18 protein-coding genes are annotated in these 18,253 nt (G+C 64.5%); 9 read left to right on the forward strand and 9 right to left on the reverse strand.

All coding sequences use genetic code 11. The features are described 5' to 3' along the window. Positions 1–3 precede the first annotated feature (3 nt). The 7 genes from CQ020_RS20230 (at position 4) to CQ020_RS20260 (ending at position 3,728) form a co-directional block, all read left to right on the forward strand. Positions 4–192: a hypothetical protein gene (locus tag CQ020_RS20230; RefSeq protein WP_105693579.1), complete on the forward strand. Its 189-nt coding sequence runs from the start codon at positions 4–6 to the stop codon at positions 190–192. Positions 193–375: 183 nt separating this feature from the next. Next, positions 376–1,377, forward strand: a complete 1,002-nt coding sequence (dhaK, locus tag CQ020_RS20235; protein ID WP_024818996.1) for a dihydroxyacetone kinase subunit DhaK — start codon at positions 376–378, stop codon at positions 1,375–1,377. 2 nt (positions 1,378–1,379) lie between these two features. Next, a complete protein-coding gene (gene dhaL / locus CQ020_RS20240) occupies positions 1,380–2,042 on the forward strand; it encodes a dihydroxyacetone kinase subunit DhaL (RefSeq protein ID WP_105693581.1) in 663 nt (220 codons plus the stop codon). Beyond that, positions 2,039–2,731: a dihydroxyacetone kinase phosphoryl donor subunit DhaM gene (dhaM, locus tag CQ020_RS20245; RefSeq protein WP_105693583.1), complete on the forward strand. Its 693-nt coding sequence runs from the start codon at positions 2,039–2,041 to the stop codon at positions 2,729–2,731. Before dhaL ends, dhaM begins: the two co-directional genes overlap by 4 nt. An 89-nt stretch (positions 2,732–2,820) precedes the next feature. Continuing rightward, complete coding sequence (locus tag CQ020_RS20250; RefSeq protein WP_035760998.1) at positions 2,821–2,997, forward strand: CsbD family protein; 177 nt, start codon at positions 2,821–2,823, stop codon at positions 2,995–2,997. A 107-nt stretch (positions 2,998–3,104) separates the two neighbouring features. Further along, positions 3,105–3,365, forward strand: a complete 261-nt coding sequence (locus CQ020_RS20255) for a DUF4235 domain-containing protein (protein WP_024818999.1) — start codon at positions 3,105–3,107, stop codon at positions 3,363–3,365. 3 nt (positions 3,366–3,368) lie between these two features. Further along, positions 3,369–3,728 carry a VOC family protein gene (locus CQ020_RS20260; RefSeq protein ID WP_105568163.1) on the forward strand — a complete coding sequence of 120 codons (360 nt, stop codon included), beginning with the start codon at positions 3,369–3,371 and terminating at the stop codon, positions 3,726–3,728. Between the two features lie 62 nt (positions 3,729–3,790). Here CQ020_RS20260 and CQ020_RS20265 read toward each other — a convergent pair whose 3' ends face one another. Continuing rightward, the gene (locus CQ020_RS20265; RefSeq protein WP_105693585.1) at positions 3,791–4,303 is read right to left on the reverse strand and encodes a glyoxalase/bleomycin resistance/extradiol dioxygenase family protein; all 513 of its coding nucleotides are present in this window, start codon (positions 4,301–4,303) and stop codon (positions 3,791–3,793) included. A gap of 79 nt (positions 4,304–4,382) precedes the next feature. Here CQ020_RS20265 and CQ020_RS20270 point away from each other — a divergent pair, with 79 nt between their 5' ends. Next, positions 4,383–5,198 carry a helix-turn-helix transcriptional regulator gene (locus tag CQ020_RS20270; protein ID WP_105693587.1) on the forward strand — a complete coding sequence of 272 codons (816 nt, stop codon included), beginning with the start codon at positions 4,383–4,385 and terminating at the stop codon, positions 5,196–5,198. Positions 5,199–5,215: 17 nt separating this feature from the next. On the opposite strand, the gene CQ020_RS20275 is transcribed toward CQ020_RS20270, so the two are convergent. The 3 genes from CQ020_RS20275 to CQ020_RS20285 form a co-directional block, all read right to left on the reverse strand. Beyond that, entirely contained in the window at positions 5,216–5,716 is a 501-nt protein-coding gene (locus CQ020_RS20275; protein ID WP_105693589.1) for a MepB family protein, read from the reverse strand. A 40-nt stretch (positions 5,717–5,756) separates the two neighbouring features. After that, entirely contained in the window at positions 5,757–6,239 is a 483-nt protein-coding gene (locus CQ020_RS20280) for a hypothetical protein (RefSeq protein ID WP_105693591.1), read from the reverse strand. 123 nt (positions 6,240–6,362) lie between these two features. Next, positions 6,363–7,313: an A/G-specific adenine glycosylase gene (locus CQ020_RS20285; RefSeq protein WP_105693675.1), complete on the reverse strand. Its 951-nt coding sequence runs from the start codon at positions 7,311–7,313 to the stop codon at positions 6,363–6,365. A gap of 136 nt (positions 7,314–7,449) precedes the next feature. Between CQ020_RS20285 and CQ020_RS20290 the strand changes: the two genes are divergently transcribed. Continuing rightward, the gene (locus tag CQ020_RS20290; protein ID WP_105693593.1) at positions 7,450–8,133 is read left to right on the forward strand and encodes a hypothetical protein; all 684 of its coding nucleotides are present in this window, start codon (positions 7,450–7,452) and stop codon (positions 8,131–8,133) included. Between the two features lie 38 nt (positions 8,134–8,171). Here CQ020_RS20290 and disA read toward each other — a convergent pair whose 3' ends face one another. The 5 genes from disA to CQ020_RS24825 all read right to left on the reverse strand — a co-directional run bounded on the left by disA (position 8,172) and on the right by CQ020_RS24825 (position 18,164). After that, positions 8,172–9,248: a DNA integrity scanning diadenylate cyclase DisA gene (gene disA, locus CQ020_RS20295; protein WP_024819020.1), complete on the reverse strand. Its 1,077-nt coding sequence runs from the start codon at positions 9,246–9,248 to the stop codon at positions 8,172–8,174. Positions 9,249–9,482: 234 nt separating this feature from the next. Beyond that, positions 9,483–11,327, reverse strand: coding sequence for an allophanate hydrolase (atzF, locus tag CQ020_RS20300; protein ID WP_105693595.1), 1,845 nt, complete (start codon positions 11,325–11,327; stop codon positions 9,483–9,485). Next, positions 11,324–15,034 (reverse strand): urea carboxylase, encoded by a 3,711-nt coding sequence (uca, locus tag CQ020_RS20305; protein ID WP_105693597.1) that lies wholly within the window; start codon positions 15,032–15,034, stop codon positions 11,324–11,326. Before uca ends, atzF begins: the two co-directional genes overlap by 4 nt. Next, the gene (locus tag CQ020_RS20310; RefSeq protein ID WP_105693599.1) at positions 15,031–15,687 is read right to left on the reverse strand and encodes an urea amidolyase associated protein UAAP2; all 657 of its coding nucleotides are present in this window, start codon (positions 15,685–15,687) and stop codon (positions 15,031–15,033) included. Before CQ020_RS20310 ends, uca begins: the two co-directional genes overlap by 4 nt. Continuing rightward, positions 15,684–18,164 carry an urea amidolyase associated protein UAAP1 gene (locus CQ020_RS24825; protein ID WP_105693601.1) on the reverse strand — a complete coding sequence of 827 codons (2,481 nt, stop codon included), beginning with the start codon at positions 18,162–18,164 and terminating at the stop codon, positions 15,684–15,686. The genes CQ020_RS20310 and CQ020_RS24825 overlap by 4 nt, the downstream gene beginning before the upstream one ends. Positions 18,165–18,253: the final 89 nt, after the last annotated feature.

Below are 18,253 nucleotides of genomic sequence, written 5' to 3' on the forward strand. Positions count from 1 at the left end.
ACTATGGACCACAGGGTCATGTTCCCCGATTTCTCCGCTTTCCAGATCGACATTCCCCACGGGGCGTGGCCGCACGAAGCCTCGTGGCAGGATGCGGGGCACTCGGACCCCGATCTGTACTCGGCCTTCTGGCCCGAATATCACGCCAGAAATGAACCCGAGGCGGTGACAGCCCCGGCCGCCGAGGAGTAGCGGGGCCGAACAACAGTGCCATCAGAAAGGGACAGCCATTGGGGGCTGTCCCTTTCTGTTGTTGAATCTGCAGGTGAAGTTGGACGTAGCCATTTATGCACATGCCGGCCGTAAGGCCTACCGTGCCCACAGTCGCCGGTAGTAGGGTCAGAGCACCAGCCACAGCACGCCCAGGAGCGTCACATGAAAAAGCTCATCAATGATCCACGCGCCGTGGTGGACGAGTCCGTTGAAGGTTTCGGCATGGCCCATGCCGACATCGTGGACGTCCATCCCGAGCCCAAATACGTCGTCCGGAAAGGCGCTCCCGTAGCGGGCAAAGTAGCCCTGGTCTCCGGTGGTGGCAGCGGTCACGAGCCCCTTCACGCGGGCTTTGTGGGCCTGGGCATGTTGGATGCCGCAGTCCCCGGCGCGGTGTTCACCTCGCCCACACCGGACCAAATCATTCCGGCGACCGTCGCAGTGGACTCAGGCGCCGGCGTCGTCCATATTGTGAAGAACTACACCGGTGACGTCCTGAACTTCGAGACGGCCGCCGAAATGGCGCAAGCTGAAGGCGTGCGCGTTCGTTCGGTGTTGGTCAACGACGACGTCGCGGTGGAGGACTCGCTGTACACGGCGGGCAGGCGAGGGGTTGGCGGAACGGTCCTCGTGGAGAAGATCGCCGGCGCATCCGCCCAGCGCGGCGATGACCTGGACGCCGTCACTGCCATTGCCGAGCGTGTGGTGGCCAATGTGCGGACCATGGGTGTGGCCCTGTCCGGCTGCACGGTTCCGCATGCCGGCACGCCGAGCTTTGAACTCGCGGAAAATGAGATCGAGATCGGCATCGGCATTCACGGCGAACCCGGCCGGCACAAGATCGCGATGGAAAGTGCTGATGCCATCACGGATCGCCTCCTGGAGCCCGTGCTGGAGGACCTGGCCCTCGCGTCCGGTGAGAAGGTGCTGCTGTTCGTCAACGGCATGGGTGGCACCCCGCAGAGTGAGCTGTACATCGTGTACCGGCGCGCGGTGCAAGTCCTTGCCGAACGTGGCGCCACCGTGGAGCGCTCGCTCGTGGGTAATTATGTGACGTCCCTTGAAATGCAAGGGTGCTCCGTGTCCGTGCTGCGCCTTGATGACGAGCTGACCAGGCTCTGGGACGCCCCTGTCCACACTGCAGCCCTGCGGTGGGGAGCTTGAGCATGGGGTTGGACGTTAATTGGGCCGTGGACTGGTTGAAGCTCTCCGCAAAAGCCATGGACGAGCACCGGGTGGAGCTCATTGAGTTGGACCGGCCAATCGGAGACTCTGACCATGGCGAGAACATGGACCGTGGGTTCCAGGCCGTGCTGCAGAAGCTCGATGAGACCCCGCCGGAGACTCCCGGAGCAGCATTGAAGTCTGCGGCGATGACGCTCATGTCCAAGGTGGGCGGCGCTGCCGGACCGCTCTACGGCACGGCGTATTTGCGGGCAGCAACCTCCTTGGGGGACGCAAGCCATATTGAGCCGGTGGCGCTGGCAGCAGCCCTGGCAGCCGCCCGTGATGGCGTAGTGGCCCGGGGCAAAGCCGAGCTCGGCGACAAAACCATGATCGACGCTTGGGCGCCGGCGGTTGAAGCGGCCGAACAGGCCGCCGCGAGCGGTGCCGATGCGCTGGCGGTCCTCGAAGCGGCCGCGGAGGCTGCCGAAACAGGAGCCATGGCCACAGATCCGTTGGTGGCCCGCAAGGGCAGGGCCAGCTACTTGGGGGAGCGCAGTGCAGGTCATCGCGACCCCGGAGCTGCATCAACCGCGTTGATTCTGAGGGCGGCCGCGGCAGCTGCTGCCGGCTCCACCGGAGACGCGGGAACCGACGCCGTATGACCGTGGGGATTGTGGTGGTGTCGCACAGCAGCAAGATCGCTGAGGGTGCGGTGGAACTCGCCGCGCAGATGGCGCCCGACGTCGAACTCGTCGCCGCCGGGGGCACAGACGACGAGCGAATCGGAACCAGCCTCGAAAAGGTGCTGGCCGCCGTCGAGCAGTCCTTGGTTGATTCCGGGGGCGACGGCGTGGTGGTGCTGACCGATCTGGGTTCGGCTGTGATGACAGCCGAATCGGCGGTGGAGTTCGCCAGCGACCCGGATGCTGTTCTCCTGGCCGATGCGCCGTTGGTTGAGGGGCTCGTGGCCGCAGCCGTCTCCGCGCAGGGGGGTGCCGGCGTTGAGGATGTCCGCAAGGCAGCGGAAGCTGTGGCTTTCGGCAACGTGCCCTCAGGTGGGGGAGGTCCGGAGATCCCCGAGAGTAAGGATGAACCGGATGCCAGCGGCGATTTCGAGCTCATCAATCCTTTGGGGATGCATGCCCGGCCTGCCGCAAAAATTGCCGGGGGATTGTCCGGGCTCGACGCTGAGGTGACCGTCAATGGCGTCGATGGCATGTCCATCATGGCGCTCATGGCGCTGGCTGCCGGCAAGGGTTCCATTCTGCGTGTTCAAGCGCGCGGCAAGGATGCGGTGAAAGCAGTGGAGTACGTGGGCCGGCTTGTGGAGGAAGGGTTTGGGGAGATCTAGTTCCCGACGATTTTCTGCCAAATATTGCTAAGTATGCTGATTAGTGATGTTGTAGAGGTACAAGGTTCCTACGACGAAAGAGGTGCGACATGGGTGCTGACGACAAGATGGAGAACGCTGGCGAGAAGCTGGGCGGCAAGGCTAAGGAAGCTGCCGGCAAGCTGACGGACAACGAGCGCCTGGAAGCCGAAGGCAAGGGCGACCAGACGAAAGCCGACCTTAAGGGTGCCGGCGAGAAGTTGAAGGACGCCTTCAAGAAGGACTAAAAATCCAGGCAGGGCCGCTGCGCTTGCAGCGGCCCTGCTTTGTCTCTGAGTGGATTGTTGTGCGAGGCGCCATTCCGCGGCGCACTATCTGATGGAGGATCTTTTTCGTGAACATACTGGTAAAAGTGTTTGGCCTGGCAATAGGCCTTGGCGCCGGAGCGCTCGCAAACAAGACGCTCGAAGGCCTCTGGGAGAAGAAGACCGGCAAGCCTGCCCCCAAGGACAGCACGGACCTCAGTGACTCACTCCCGGGCGTGCTGGTCTTCGCGGTAGTTTCCGCAGGTGTCGGCGCCATAGTTCACGTCCTCACCCAGCGCGGCACCAAAAGCGCCCTGGCCCGTATGAAGAAGACTGCAGACGAGGTTTAACACATGGCTATAGCTAAATACCCGAGTGTCGTTATCGATTGTCCTGACCCAGGCGCCTTGGCCGCCTTCTACGGCGAGCTCTTCGGCTGGGAAGTCGAGGATAAAGGTGACTGGTTTGATATCCGGCCCGCCGACGGCAGCAACTGCATCTCCTTCCAGCAAGTGGAGGTGTACCAAGCGCCCAAATGGCCGGGCCAGACCATCCCGCAGCAAATGCACTTGGACATGGTGGTGGAGGATTTGGACAAGGGCGAGGAAGTTGCGCTTTCCCTTGGCGCCAGCAAAGCCGACCACCAACCAGGCGAAACGTTCAGGGTGCTCCTTGACCCGGCCGGGCATCCATTCTGCCTCTGCCTCACGTAGCGGAGGTCCGCCGGGCCGGCCTTACGTAGCGGAGGCTCGCCGGGCCAGGCCCGGCAGGAAATTCAGCCCTGCTGGGCGGCCCACTCATCAACGCGGCGGTTGCTCTCTTCCTCAGAGAGGTCCTCGACGCGCGTCATGATGGACCAGCGGACGCCGAACGGATCGCGAATGCTCGCGTAACGGTCACCTGAGACGAACGTGGACAGCGGCTCGCGGATGGTGGCCCCGGCTTGCTCCGCCTTCTTGACCAGCCCATCCGCGTCCTGGCAGTACAGGCCGAGCGAGTAGCAATCGTCCTCGCCGCTCGGCGCAGGAACCAGGTGGTATTCCGGGTTGGGCTCGCCAAGTTGCAGATGGCCATTGCCGAAGTCGAGTTCGGCATGGACCACAACCCCTCCCATCTCGGTCTCGCCCACAACCCGGGCTCCGAACACATCACGGTAGAACGAAATGGCCTCCCTGGCGTTGGGCACGGCGAGGAATGGTGTGAGGCTGGTCAGACCGTTCGGGATGCCATGAGTGGTGTGTTCACCGTTGGCTGCTGTGAAGGACTCTGTGCTTGTAGTATCTGTCATGGTTATGACGCTACGGGCACCTTGCCCCGTAGCGCTTGGAGATTTGCGACAGCTTTAATCCTCAAGGGGAAAGGCTCCAATGGAAGGTTCGTTCAAGGGCATCCTCTATCCGGCGAGGCTGCCCACCTTCCACCGGTTTCCCGCCCCCGCTTCCGTAGCCCACCTGGTGCAGTGGTTCTGGATTCCGGAGTGGAACATCGAGCCCGGGCGGTCATCACGTCAACACGTGATCGCGTACCCAACATCCAACTTGGTTGTGCAGGGCGATGCGGTGGAGTTCTCCGGCCCTACAACCCGGGCCGCTTACCGGGACCTGGCGGGCCAGGGTTGGGCGGTGGGCGCACTGCTGCGCCCTGCCGCAGTGCCGCTGTTCACAGATAATCCGGCAGCCCTCCGCGATCAGGAAGTGGTGTTGGATCTGGCGGACCTTCATGTGGCCGTGACGGCAGCCATGAATACGCCTTCCGGGGACGACACGCACGACGACGACGGCGCTCGCCGCGAGAGGGCAGTGGAAGCCTTTGTCGCGTGGCTGGTTTCCCTGGAATGTGTTGCTTGCGAGGAGGCCTTGCTGGCGAACCGCATGATGGACGTGATCGCTGCCGAGCCCGACGTGTTCTTGATGGAGGACGTCGCGTCCCGTCTTGCAGTATCGCCGAGAACCCTCCAGAGAATCGCTGGAAAGTACGTCGGGCTGAGCCCCTCCGCCCTGATCCGGCGTCGAAGACTGCAGGATGCCGCCGAGCTTGCCCGGTCCAACCCAACAGCGGACCTTGCCGCGATCGCCGTCGAACTTGGCTATGCAGACCATGCGCACCTGACCAACGATTTCCGCAAGTATCTGGGGTTCACGCCGAGTTCGTACCGGCGGTCGGTGGGTGAAAACCCGGGCTAGCCTGGAACCGGATCCGCTCAGTTTGCCGGTGCTTTAGGTGCCGGTGCTTTAGGTGCCGTTGCCTTGGGAGAGAAGTAAGCGGACTGCCATTGTTGGGTTCGGGTGGCTTGGCGGTTGCTCACTGCCGACCACGGTGGATACACCCGGAAGCCGCGCTTCCCACCGACGCCGTTCACGGACACGATCCCGTGCTTGGCCAGCGCGGATGTTGGGAAGGCGAAGTGGCCTGCCCTGGTTCCTTCGCGGACTGTAATCACCAGCAGGTGGGTGCCGTCTTCGGCGGGGAAGGGTTCGGTGGAACCGTCCTGAGCACGCTGCCAAACAGCGACGAACAAGCCCACCTTCGTGGGGGTGAGCTTTCCCACCCGGAACCGGATCCGTTCTTGCCCGAGACTGGCGACGGCCGCGCCGTACTCTTGATTGTCGGCCTCCGGCACCGGCAATGAAGAGTATCCGGAGGACTGGCTCAGGGTCCGCAGTGCCTCGGCTACGTCTGGGTGGACATCGTGGAGGGGCACGCTCCCATCCTACGGCGCAGTCGCAGCGGCGGCCGCAGCCCTACCGCTGCCGCAAAGCTGTTCCGTCCAGCATCACGCCCGCGGAAATCACCCGTCCACACTGTTCGCCATAGGGATACTCGCCTTTGGGTGTGAACGTCACTGTGCGTACCGGCAGCGCGATACCAGCCGGGGAAGTTCCTGTCACGGTTGCCTCAAGGGGACTTTCGCTGAGGGCCGAAAGCTCGAGGAAACCCTGGAGAGTCCCATCCGGTGACGATGTTGCTGAGCACACGCCGTCCGGTGTGCAGCCTTGGTCCACGGAGGTGGCGCCGGGGTTCAGCATCAGTTCCTTTTCCGTGCAGATGCCATCCTGGCAGGCCTTCAAGCGAAGCGAAGCAACATCCGGGGCATAATCGGCGGCCACGGTCAGGGAAACGCCGGCCACGTGTCCGATCGCCGGGCAGCCCACCGGTTCGGCGAGGCAGCCAGGGAGAAGCGCTGCGGTCCCAACAAGGGTTAAAGCCAGCCCGATTCTGCCCATGCTTCAGAGTAGGACTTCGGGCCGTCGGTGTCGCTGAAATGCCGCTGGGGCAGGGCAAAAGGGGGCTGCATCGTTACTACCCCCTGATGTCCGTTGCCCAACCGATACCGCACCCGGCGGAAGCTACGCTGGAAGCCGCAAACCGCCGTCGTGCATTTCAGCCAGGCCGTCCAACAAGAGGCCTTCAAGGGCACGTTCGAGTTGTTCTGGCGCGGAGTTCAGCCGGTGCAGTGCGGCGAGCGGGATTCCGACGCCGGACGGAGCGAAGCCGAGATCGGCCGGCGCTTGCTCGAACATCTCGCGGGGGACGGGGGTGGCAGCTTCACGGAGGACGGCCATCACGGCGCCGCGCACCTGCCGGTCCGTGCCGTGCCAGGACTGGCCCTTGGGTGTGTACGACGGCGGCGGCTCACCGGCCGCGAGCCATGCGCAACTGGAGCGAACCGGGCAGTCTGCGCACTTGGGACTGCGGGCGGTGCACACCATGGCGCCCAGTTCCATGACCGACGCATTCCAGCGCACGGACAACTCCTGGTCCTCGGGCAGGAGGGCGTCGGCCAACCGCATTTCGGCGGCGGTCAGAGCAGGAGCCGGGAGTGCGCTGCCGGAGATGAGCCGCGCGTGGACGCGCCGGATGTTGGTGTCCACCACTGTTTCGCGCTGGCCGAAAGCAAAAGCTGCGACGGCGGCGGCTGTGTAGTTGCCGACGCCCGGCAACCCCAGGAGCTCGTCATAAGTGTCAGGAACCTTGCCGCCGTGCTGCTCACGGATTGCGACGGCGGCCGCGTGCAGCCGCAGGGCACGGCGTGGATAGCCGAGCCGGCCCCAATGGCGGACTGCTGCGCCCGATGGTTCATCGGCAAGGTGGGAGGGTGTGGGCCAGCGTTCCATCCAATCGAGCCACACCGGCAGCACCCGGACGACGGGTGTTTGCTGAAGCATCACTTCGCTGACCAGGATGCCCCACGGGCTGCAATCGGGCTCGCGCCACGGAAGGTCGCGGGCAGTCTCGGCGAACCACTGATCGAGGGTTTGGTGGAGGCCTGCCAACCGGCCTGAATCGGGAAGTGTCATGCTGCCATCCACTGTAGTGGAATCCGGACGCATTGCCGTCCCGGGAGAGCCCATGGCCGACGTCACACAGAGCTGCATCAGGCCCTTCCGGCGTGGAGGTTAGGTGCCCACACGGCTGCGAGCCTAGCCTAGAACCATGGCCAACAAGGGTAAGCAGGATTCGACCGCGCGCACATCAGCGCCGGCGAAGGGCGCTGCCCCAGCGAAAAAGCGCCGGCCGAGCCCCGCAGTGTACCGCCGTCGTCGGCAGGTGGTCTTTGGCGCCCTGCTGCTGGTCATCGCATTGGTGATCGGCGGCGTCGTAGCACTCACCGGCGCGCTGGCCGGGAACCCGGAACCGCAGGCCGTCAGCACCCCCGATGCCTCAACGGCGCCCACGCAGGGGAGCGGGCCGACGGGAACAGCGGCGGCATCGCCGTCGCCCACGCCAGTGTGCGACTTCAACCTGATGACCGTCGCCGCCAAGACCGACAAGCCCGCCTACGGCCCTGAGGAAAAGCCGCTGCTGACCATGACCATCACCAACGGCGGCACAGCCCCGTGCGAGGTCAACGTGGGCACCTCTCAAATGGAGTACCTGCTGATGAGCGGCTCGGACCGCATCTTCTCGTCAAAGGACTGCCAGACGGGCGGCGAGGATCTCATCAAGACCATCCAGCCCGGCAAGAGCGAGACCGCAAACTTTCCATGGCAACGCAACCGGACGCTTGAAGGCTGCGCCTCGATCTCCGCCACTCCGGGCGCGGGCGGTGCCTACTACTCGTTTGAAGCGCGGCTCGGGAACAAAGCGAGTCCCAAAGTTGCGTTCCAGCTGAGCTAGGTTTCGTTTGAACTGACGGCCGACGGCGGCGGTTGGCTTTAGAGGAAACGGTCCAGCAGGCTGGCCTCGGCCATGCGGCTCAAGCCTTCGCGGACTGTACGGGCACGTTGATCGCCGATGCCGTCCACGGTCATGAGGTCATCAATGGTGGCTGCCATGAGGTTCTGGAGCCCACCGAAGTAGTCCACCAAACGGTCTGCCACTGCCTTGGGAACGGACTTGAGGCCGGAAAGGAGGCGATATCCGCGCGGCTGCACCACGGCGTCCAACTGCTCTACCCCACCGGCGAAGCCAATGATGTGGGCAATGCGGCTGAGGTCGATCAGTTCCGTGGGTCCCAGGTTGAGGAGTGCTTGGACGGCTTCCTCGATTTCCTCAGGCGTAGCGTCCGGATCGGAGTAGTCACGGATGATGACATCGCTGCCGGGCCCGCGCCCCATGGTGAGCTCCTCCACCTGGAGTGAGAGCAGCCTGCCGTCTTCACCGAGTTCCAGCACGTACTGGGCGATTTCCTCGGAGATGCGGCGGACCATTTCCTGGCGCTGCAGCGTGACGGCAACGTCCCTGACCGTGACCAGTGCCTCGATCTCCAAGGCCGAAAGGGAACTGGTGACTTGGTCCAGCCTGGCGCTGTACCGTTCCAAAGTTGCCAGGGCCTGGTTGGCGCGGGCAAGGACCTTCTCGGAACCCTCCAGGACGTGGCGCAAACCGTTCACGTAGAGGGCGATGATTTGCATGGACTGGCTGACGGAAATAACGGGAACACCGGTCTGGATGGCCACACGCTCTGCGGTGCGGTGCCTGGTACCTGATTCCTGGGTTTCGATACTGGAATCCGGCACCAACTGGACGGCAGCCCGGACAATGTTGCTGGCATCCTTGTCACAGATGATGGCGCCGTCCATCTTGGCCAGCTCGCGGAGACGCGTGGGGGAGAAATCGATGCCGATGTCGAACCCGCCGGAACAGATGGAGTCGATGGTGCGGTCGTAGCCCAGCACGATCAAGGCGCCGGTGCGTCCACGAAGAATGCGTTCCAAGCCGTCACGCAAAGGAGTTCCGGGTGCGACTCTGGCAAGAGTCGCCTTAAGCGACTCTTCCGGGCTCCGGGCCATAGGGTTTCCCTTCGAAGGTGCAAGCCATGGCTCACAGACAAGCTGAATCCGGCGTCAGTGCGCTCAACAAAAAATGCCCACATGACGACAAGCACAATGATAGGGCTTCCAGACACCGTTAACCGCACCAGCAAGCCCCAAAGTGGGTCATTTCGTTATGTTCGGTGTTGCCCTGAAAGTGGTTTGGCGGCCGATTGACGGAAACCCTATTTCCGTCAATCGGCCGCCTTCGCGCTAGCGCTGGCCGCGGCTAAGACCTGTCAGCAGGGCGCTGCCCGCCTCCCGCCACAGTCCCTGGTTGCCTGGGATGGCGGGACTTTCTTCCAAATATTTAATCCAATCGCCGTACTCGGTAATGTCCCGTGCGCCCTCGGCCGCCACAGCATCGCAAGCGAATCCCACCGCCGTGCTTCCATCGTCCAAGGTGATGGTCCCCAGCAGCATGGGTTCGGGCAAGTCAGCGAGGAAAGACCCCAACGCAGCTTCGGAAAGCAGCCACCTTTCTGCCACGAGCCCGGCCCCGTGTTCAGATCGAACCACGCCCGGCTTGGGAGGAGTGGTTTCCAAGGCCACCATTCGGTACCGGGCCGCAGTGACCACCCGGCCGTCCCAGAAAGCCCCGCGCCGCTCAAGTTCCGCCGCCAAGGGCTGGGCCTTCCGGTGGGCGCCCACTACAACCAAGGGAACGACGCCGGCACCCGCGGCAACCGGCCAGGGAACCTTTGGTGCGGCAGGCTGAGTGTGGGCAGCACCGGCAGCGAACAGCTCTGGCTTCTCCGGCGTGCGCTCGATTCGCTGGGCAATATCCGCGGCCACGCCGTCCTCGAAGGTCCGGGCGATGACCGTCAGGCCGAACTGGGAGACGCCGTCTTCGTCAGCGACCGTACCTGCCGGCACCGCAACAGCGCTGAGATCAAAGAGGTTGCAGAAGTTCGTGTACGTGCCCATGCGGGAATTGACCCCGACGGGATCGGCCGCGACCTCGGCCAGCGTCGGATGGAAGGGGGCTGTTGGCACCACCAGGGCATCGAAGCCGACCATCCGCCGCATCGCCTCGTCGCGGAGCCGCTCCAAAGACGCGGTGTCCGCTACGTACTGGTGCGCAGGGACCTTGCCTGCGGCTGTGATGATCCCGGCCACGGTGGGGTCGAGCGTGGCGGCGACCCCCTCTGACGTCTCCGAGTCAATGAAGCTGCCGACGGCGGCGTAGCGTTCGGCCACCAATCCGCCGTCGTACAGCAGCCGTGCTGCCTCCAGGAAGACGTCCACATCAATGGGCTCGGCCACCACCCCGGTGGACCGCAGCCGCTCGATCTGTGCCTCGAACTCGAGCGCCCATGCATCCGGGAGGGCTGGCAGGGCGGCCGGATAGGCCACCCGCGGCATGGACGGCGCGGCGAACTTCACGTCCGCGGGCCAGCTACGACCCTCCCCGGCCATGATGCCCATGGCGAGCTCGGCAGTGGCGAGGTCCCGGGCGAAAATCGTGGCGGTATCCCAGGAACGGCACGCAGGAACCACACCCTCGGTGGACACCACGCCCAGAGTCGGTTTGATCCCCACAATTCCCTGCAGGGCAGCAGGAATCCGGCCCGAACCCGCCGTGTCCGTCCCGATGGCGATGTCCACCAAGCCCAAGGCCACCGCCACTGCGGAACCCGAACTTGAACCGCCGGAAATTCGCTCCGGACGCCGCGAATCGCGCACGGCTCCATACGGGCTGCGGGTACCCACCAGTCCCGTGGCGAACTGGTCCAGGTTGGTGGCCCCAAGCACCAACGCGCCCGCAGTGCGGAGCCGCGCAACCGGCACCGCATCCCGGGCGGGTAAATCGCCAAAGCCGGGGCACGCCGCCGTCGTGATCACGCCGGCCACGTCCACGTTGTTCTTCACGGCGAGCAGGAGGCCGGCAAGGGGCAGGTTCTCCCCGGCTGCCACGGCTGCATCAAGCCGGGCTGCTTCGGCGAGGAGTTCATCCCGCCCGCGCAGGTGAACCCATATTTCAGGACGGTCGACGGCGGCAATCGCCTCAAGCGCCGCAAGGACCCGTTCCACGGTGGTTCCGATGGACCGGGTCATGATGCGCTTCCTTCCAGCACGAGTGCGGGTTCCCGGACGTCAACAGACTCGAGCACTACCAGAGCCTCGCCGGCCACAACCTGCGCGCCGGCCGACGGGAGGACGCGCTGGACCACACCATCAACAGGCGCCTGTATGACCGTCTCCATTTTCATCGCCTCCAGGGAAACCAGGGACTGGCCGGCCGTCACAACGTCGCCGGGTTCCACGTCCACTTTCCACACACTCGCGGCGAACGGGGACGTGACCAAGGTGCCGCCGTCGGGAACCACCACGTCGTCCGCTGGCGGGGTCAAGGAAACAGCCTGCTCTGCGCGATCGAACTCGCCGGCTTCCTCCCAGGCCTGGCGTTCCACGGCGAAGGCTGCTGCCTGGGTTTCACGGAACTCCGCGATGGAGACACTGTTGCGCTCCAGGAATTCCTCATGCTCGGCCAGCGAGAAAGTGCCTTCCGCAATCTCCACGCCCCGGCCCCTTCCAGCAGCCATGTCCGCCCGGAGATCCAGGAGTTCCTCAGGGCTGACGGGGTACCAGGAAATACGGTCGAAGAACCGGAGCAGCCATGGGGAGCCGGGCTCGAAGGGTGCGGCGTCCGCGTAGCGCGACCAGACTTGCGTGGTCCGACCAACAAACTGGTAACCACCTGGACCTTCCATGCCGTAAATGCACATGTAGGCCCCACCAATGCCCACGGCGTTCTCCGGGGTCCACGTGCGGGCGGGGTTGTACTTGGTGGTGACCAGCCGGTGCCGCGGATCCAAGGGTGTTGCCACAGGTGCGCCCAGATACACGTCCCCCAGACCCAGCACCAAATACTCGGCGTTGAAGACGGTATCGAAGACATCATTGACCGAGTCCAAGCCGTTGATCCTCCGGATGAACTCGATGTTCCACGGGCACCACGGGGCGTCGTCACGGACACCTGCCATGTAGCGCTCGATTGCTTCACGGGTAGCGGGGTCGTCCCAGGACAAGGGGAGCCGGACACTGCGGCTGGGCACCACCAGCTCCGAGCTTGCAGGAAGCGAAGCGTCCACTTCCCGCACCAGGCCCAGCAGCGTGGAAGTGGGCAGGACCGACGGATCAGCCTTGATCTGCAAGGAGCGGATGCCCGGGGTCAGGTCCACAATGCCCGGGACCCTGAGACGGTCCAGTTCCTGGTGGAGGGCGTGGACGCGGGCACGGAGGCCAAGGTCCAGCACCATATCCCCGTACTCCACCAGAAGATTGTCATCACCGGAGCGGCGGAAGGTGACCGCAGGCCGGCCCTCACCTTGGGGCACCCGGCCCAGCACGCCGTCGTCGCCGTCTCCGCGCAGCAGTCCAACAGTGCCTGACGCAGTGCCTGACATCATGCCGGACGCCATGCCCGTGCCGAAGCCGGCAGCGCCCGGGAGTATCAGTTGCCGCGCGGCGCCGAGTTCCTTGACGGAGGGTGCCTCAACCGAGCGGATCGGCACAAAGCGGACCTTGTCGCCGGGCCGCAACTGCCCCAGCTTCCAGCGCTCGCCGGTCACCACGGTGACGGGGCAGACGAAACCGCCAAGGCTGGGGCCGTCCGGGCCCAGCAGGATGGGGGTGTCGCCGGTGAAGTCCAAGGCCCCTACCGAATAGGCGGTGTCGTGGATATTGGAGGGGTGCAGTCCGGCCTCGCCGCCATCCTGGCGTGCCCAGCGCGGTTTGGGCCCGATCAGGCGGACACCGGTGCGGGCGGAGTTGAAGTGGACCTCGTATTCGGCGGCATAGAGCTCGTCAATGTCCTCGCGTTGGAAGAACTCCGGCGCACCGTGCGGCCCTTCCACCACTTTCAGCTCCCATTCCGAGGTGAGATCCGGCCGGCTCTCCGCCGGAACCACACCGGGGACGGTCTGAGGCAGGTGACCCGTGACCGTGCGGAGCACATCGCTGGCCCGCAGGACACGGCCACCGTGGCCGCCGAACTGGCCCAAGGTGAAGGTGGACGCACTGCCGAGGTATTGGGGAACATCCAGCCCGCCTTCAAAGAGAATGTAACCTCGCAGCCCGGATCCGTCAGCTGAGCCGACGTCCAGGAGGCCGTTCCCGGGGATGGTGATGGGCTCCCAAGTGTTTACCGCGATGCCATTGACAGTCACAGCGACGTCGGCGCCGGTGACGCACACCGTCGTGGCGTTGGTGAAGCGGAGTGCCGGCCCGGCCATGGTGAACTCCAAACCGGGTGCGCCCTCAGGGTTACCCAGCGCGGTGTTGCCCAAGCGGAATGACAAATCATCCATGGGACCACTGGGCGGCACGCCGATCTGCCACAGCCCGGTCCTGCCAGGCCAATCTTGCACACTGGTCTGGAGGCCTGGCCGTTCAACAGTGATCCGCGGTTCGGGATCACCTACGGTGTCCAGGGTTCCAGTGGAATGCCCTGCAGCACGGACCACGTCCATGCCGGCCACGGCGCGCAGCATGCCCAGGTTGGTCTCGATGCCGTCAATGCGGGTCTCTGCCAGCGCAGCGGCCAGCGCGTCGAAGGCGGCGTCACGGCTGGTGCCTGAAGTGATGATCTTGCCCAGCAGGGGATCATAGCTGGTGGAGACTTCGCTGCCGGTTTCAACCCAGGCGTCAATGCGTACGACGTCGGAGGCCGGGTACTGCGCGTTGGTGACTGTTCCGGCGCTGGGCTGGAAATTCCGGGCAGGGTCTTCTGCGTAGATGCGCGCTTCCACCGCATGGCCTGAGACGGGCACGCTGTCCGGCACGCCCTGAAGTACAGGCTCCTGCTGCGCCAGATTCAGCATCCACTCCACCAGGTCCACGCCGGTGATGGCCTCGGTGACGGGGTGCTCTACTTGCAGCCGGGCGTTGACTTCCAAGAAGGATGCCTCTTGGCGGATGGGGTCGTAGACGAACTCCACCGTGCCTGCCGAACGGTAGCCCACGGAGGCACATAAGGCGCGTGAACTCCGGTGCAGCTCCTCACGCAAGGCATCAGGGAGATCCGGTGCGGGTGCCTCTTCAAGCACTTTCTGGTGGCGGCGTTGCAGCGAGCAGTCGCGATCTCCGAGACTCACCACGCGACCCTCGCCGTCGCCGAACACTTGGACTTCCACGTGCCGGGCGTGCTCAATGTAGCGTTCCGCGAAGACCCCGGCGGTGCCGAAGCTGGAGCTGGCCAAGCGTGCCACCCGGGAGTAGTTGTCGCGGAGATCGGCTTCGTCCCGGCAAACTGCCATGCCGATGCCGCCGCCACCGCCGGTTGCCTTGAGCATGAGCGGGTAGCCGATGGTTTCCGCTGCTGCCACGGCCTCGTCCACGTCTTCCAGCAGGCCGGACCCCGCGATCATGGGAACGCCCGCGCGTTGAGCGGCATCACGCGCTGTGTGCTTGGTCCCGAAGATCCGGAGCTGTTCGGGGGTGGGCCCCACAAAGACCAGCCCGGCTGCTTCAACTGCTTCCGCGAACGCGGCGTCCTCGGACAGGAACCCGTAGCCGGGGTGAATGGCTCCGGCCCCAGTGGCAGCCGCCGCACTGAGGATGGCGTCCACCTTCAGATAAGACTCCTTGGCGGGCGCAGGTCCCAACAGGACGGCCTCATCTGCGAGCTTCACATGTTTGGCGCCGCGGTCAGCCTCCGAGAAGACGGCGACGGTGCGCAGCCCGGCTTTACGCGCGGACTCGATGATCCGGCAGGCGATCTCGCCGCGGTTGGCGATGAGAAGGGTGTCGAAGCGGTTCATGCGCGGGCCTCCGGACGTGTGACGATCATGCGCACCGGCGTGGGGTTGAAGCCGTTGCAAGGGTTGTTTATTTGGGGGCAGTTGGATACGAGCACCAGGGTGTCCACCTCGGCGCGGAGTGCTACGCGCTTGCCCGGAGCGGACAACCCGTCCACGATGCCAAGGGCACCATCCGGATCAACGGGCACGTTCATGAACCAGTTGATGTTGGACACCAGATCCTTCTTGCCCAGGTCCCACTTGGCGCCTTCAATGAGGAAGTTCTCCACACAGGCATGCTGTTCATGGGTGTGCTGGCCGTAGCGGAGGGTGTTGGATTCCTGCGAACAGGCGCCGCCGATGGTGTCGTGGACGCCAACCTCGTCCGCCACCACGGTCATGAGTGCCTGGCCGCTGTCTGCGCGCAGGACTGAGCCAGTGGTGAGGAAGATGTTGCCTTGGGTCGCGATGGTCACGGCGGCCGAGTAGCGGGTGCTGGTGTCTTGGGCCGCGTAGAGAATGCAGTCCACGGCCTGGTTGCCATCGAGGTCCACAATGGTGAGTACGTCTCCGGCCTCAACCACGGCGGACCACGGGCCGCGGGCTTCCACCGACTCGTCCAGTACCACGTGCCCTGGCACTAGTGCGGGGATGGTTTCTGCGATGGCGTTCATGCGGAAGTCCTTGCGTTGTAGTCGAGTTCTGCGTTGTGGAGGGCAAGACGCCCTTCCGGCCCGAGGCCGACGTCGAGGGTTCCGTCCACTAAGGCGGCGAGGTCCTGCGGAGCCCGCCACGCGACGATGTCCACTGCGCTGCCGCTGAACTCCGCACGGGGGTCCAACGGGTGGGCGGTATTGGCCAGTACCAGCACCGCATCCATGTGGAGGAGAAGTTCGACGGCGGCCCCGGCGCCGGCGCTGCCGGCGAACTGGATGCTGCCATCCGGGCCCACGGTGACGCCCTTGAAGAACGACAACGACGGCGGCAGTTGCCTTTGGCTGACCCCGTGCTTCATGCCGCCGAGAGTGAGGAGTTCCCGGCCTGCCGGCGACGGGCTGTGGGCTGATCCGGCACCGTACTTGGCAGTGTTACCGGCCAAGTTGGTGGTGCCGGTGAGGGCATCATGCTTGCCGGAGGAATCGGCCACCACGGTTGCCATGAGCCGGCCGGCGTCGGAAAGAAGCGGGTGCCCTGTGGTCATGTAGGCCTGCCAGGGGACTTTGACAGTATCCGCAACGTTGAGCCGCTCGTGCTGGGCTCCGCTACGGATGATGACAGCGTGAACGCAAGCATCGCCGTCGAGGTCCGTGAGCCTCAGGCGCGTACCGCGGGCCAGTTCCAGGTGGGTGTAGCGGCCGAACGAGAGTGTTTCTGCCCAGGTCAGGGAATCCTTTGCCTCCTGGGGGAGTGCCGCCGTCAAGCGCGCCGGGGCCGAAGTAGCCGGAACATGGACCATGGTCTCGGACGTGCGCCCGTGCTGGGCCCGTGCGTGCAGCTTGGCGCCGGTTGTTGTGGCGGTGCCGTTAGCAGGGGTCAGTGCTTCAAGAGTCTGTGTCATGGCAATCATTTCTGTGCTGGTGCTGGTGCTGGCTGTTCTGGAACAGGAACTGACGGTGGCGTCGGCGGCTACCGCGGCTATTGCGGCTTTGTTCTCCCTGACGCGGATGTTCCGCCGGATCCAGAGGCCAAGGAGCAGGACGGCGCCCACCATGATGGGGGCGGAGAAAAGCAGGATCCCGTGCTCTCCGGAGGGGTCGTACACTTCGGGGCGGGGCCAGGAAAGGTTGATGACCATCAGGGCGCCATACAGCACGGCCAGAATGTTGACCGGCAAGCCCGAACGGCCCAGCGAGAAGAGCTCGGCCGGCATGGTCTGCCCTACCCGGTCCCAATCGCCCCGGAAACGGCTGAGCAGCTGCGGTACCGTAACCATCAGGTATGCCAGATACACCATCACGATGCACACGCTGCAGAGGGTGGTGAAGAGTGCGGAGTTGCCGATGTTGATGGCGAGGATTCCCACAGCCAGGGCTCCGATGGCGATGGAGGGCCACATGGGGGTTCCGCGCTTGGCATGGACCTTTGCGAGCAGGGCCGAGGCCGGGAGTTTGCCATCGCGGGCCATGGAGAATACCAGTCGCGAACCCGCCGTTTGGATGGCCAAGGTGCAGACGAAGATGGCGATTGCCACGTCAACCAGCAGTACTTTGCCCCAGAACGTGCCCAGCACGGCAGTGAGCACGTAGGGCAGTCCCTCAGTGGCGAGCCTGCCGTCGTCGAGACTTGGCGCTGCCATCAGAGCGGCGATGATCATGAGCCCGCCGCCAATACCGGAGATGATCAGTGCTGAAAGGATGGTGCGCGGGGCCGTCTTGCGCGGGTTCTTGGTCTCCTCTGAGAGTTCGCCGGCGGAGTTGAAGCCCACCATGACGTAGGCGGCCATCAACCCGGACACCAGGAAGGCGCCCACTGCGCCGAGGTCCGAGGTGGTGACCACGCTGACGTCCGCAACGACCTCCGGGCCGCGCTGCGCGGCTGAAAACAGGGCCAGGATCACCGCGGCAACGCCCACAATCTCGCAGGTGACGCCGATGGAGTTGACGTGGGACATGAGCTTCACGCCCAGGCAGTTGATCACGGTGGTAATCACCAGGAGTATGGCGCCGAGGATGACTGCGTTCGCCGCGCCTGTGGGGGACGTCAGGGCGGGGTCGCCGCCAACCACTTGGAAGCCATCCCACAATTGGGGGAGGACCACCTGGAGGGCGATGGCTGCTGCGGCAGCAGTGATGACTTGGGCGATGGACATGAACCAGCCGGCGAACCATCCCACCACTTCGCCGCCCATGCGGCGCGACCACTGATAGACGGCGCCGGACAGTGGGTAACGTGCGGCGAGCTCGGCAAAGTTCAACGCCACGAGGAGTTGGCCCACCAACACCACGGGCCACGTCCAGAAGAAGGCAGGACCGGCGAAGGAGTAGCCGAAGGCGAAGAGCTGGAAGATGGTGGTGAGGATGGAGACGAACGAAAAACCTGCGGCGAACGACGCGTAGCGGCCCAGCTTGCGGTGCAGGGTGGGCTCGTAGCCAAGGGCTGTCAGGTCTGCATCATCGGTGCGGCTGGCCGCCGTCGAAAGGGTGGAAGTCATCGGTTTCTCCGTGTCTGGAACGGGATGTGGAACCAGCCCGGAGAGGTTTCTGATGACCCGTCCGGAATATCGGTCACTTGATAGTTTTC

It is taken from the genome of Arthrobacter sp. MYb23, from assembly GCF_002979775.1.
Taxonomy (GTDB): Bacteria; Actinomycetota; Actinomycetes; order Actinomycetales; family Micrococcaceae; genus Arthrobacter.

What these genes read in the sequence shown, in the direction of transcription:
- CQ020_RS20230 (WP_105693579.1), top strand. Translation starts at nt 4, where the DNA reads ATGGACCACAGGGTCATGTTCCCCGATTTCTCCGCTTTCCAGATCGAC.
- dhaK (WP_024818996.1), top strand. Translation starts at nt 376, where the DNA reads ATGAAAAAGCTCATCAATGATCCACGCGCCGTGGTGGACGAGTCCGTT.
- dhaL (WP_105693581.1), top strand. Translation starts at nt 1,380, where the DNA reads ATGGGGTTGGACGTTAATTGGGCCGTGGACTGGTTGAAGCTCTCCGCA.
- dhaM (WP_105693583.1), top strand. Translation starts at nt 2,039, where the DNA reads ATGACCGTGGGGATTGTGGTGGTGTCGCACAGCAGCAAGATCGCTGAG.
- CQ020_RS20250 (WP_035760998.1), top strand. Translation starts at nt 2,821, where the DNA reads ATGGGTGCTGACGACAAGATGGAGAACGCTGGCGAGAAGCTGGGCGGC.
- CQ020_RS20260 (WP_105568163.1), top strand. Translation starts at nt 3,369, where the DNA reads ATGGCTATAGCTAAATACCCGAGTGTCGTTATCGATTGTCCTGACCCA.
- CQ020_RS20265 (WP_105693585.1), bottom strand. Translation starts at nt 4,303, where the DNA reads ATGACAGATACTACAAGCACAGAGTCCTTCACAGCAGCCAACGGTGAA.
- CQ020_RS20270 (WP_105693587.1), top strand. Translation starts at nt 4,383, where the DNA reads ATGGAAGGTTCGTTCAAGGGCATCCTCTATCCGGCGAGGCTGCCCACC.
- CQ020_RS20280 (WP_105693591.1), bottom strand. Translation starts at nt 6,239, where the DNA reads ATGGGCAGAATCGGGCTGGCTTTAACCCTTGTTGGGACCGCAGCGCTT.
- CQ020_RS20285 (WP_105693675.1), bottom strand. Translation starts at nt 7,313, where the DNA reads ATGACACTTCCCGATTCAGGCCGGTTGGCAGGCCTCCACCAAACCCTC.
- CQ020_RS20290 (WP_105693593.1), top strand. Translation starts at nt 7,450, where the DNA reads ATGGCCAACAAGGGTAAGCAGGATTCGACCGCGCGCACATCAGCGCCG.
- disA (WP_024819020.1), bottom strand. Translation starts at nt 9,248, where the DNA reads ATGGCCCGGAGCCCGGAAGAGTCGCTTAAGGCGACTCTTGCCAGAGTC.
- atzF (WP_105693595.1), bottom strand. Translation starts at nt 11,327, where the DNA reads ATGACCCGGTCCATCGGAACCACCGTGGAACGGGTCCTTGCGGCGCTT.
- uca (WP_105693597.1), bottom strand. Translation starts at nt 15,034, where the DNA reads ATGAACCGCTTCGACACCCTTCTCATCGCCAACCGCGGCGAGATCGCC.
- CQ020_RS20310 (WP_105693599.1), bottom strand. Translation starts at nt 15,687, where the DNA reads ATGAACGCCATCGCAGAAACCATCCCCGCACTAGTGCCAGGGCACGTG.
- CQ020_RS24825 (WP_105693601.1), bottom strand. Translation starts at nt 18,164, where the DNA reads ATGACTTCCACCCTTTCGACGGCGGCCAGCCGCACCGATGATGCAGAC.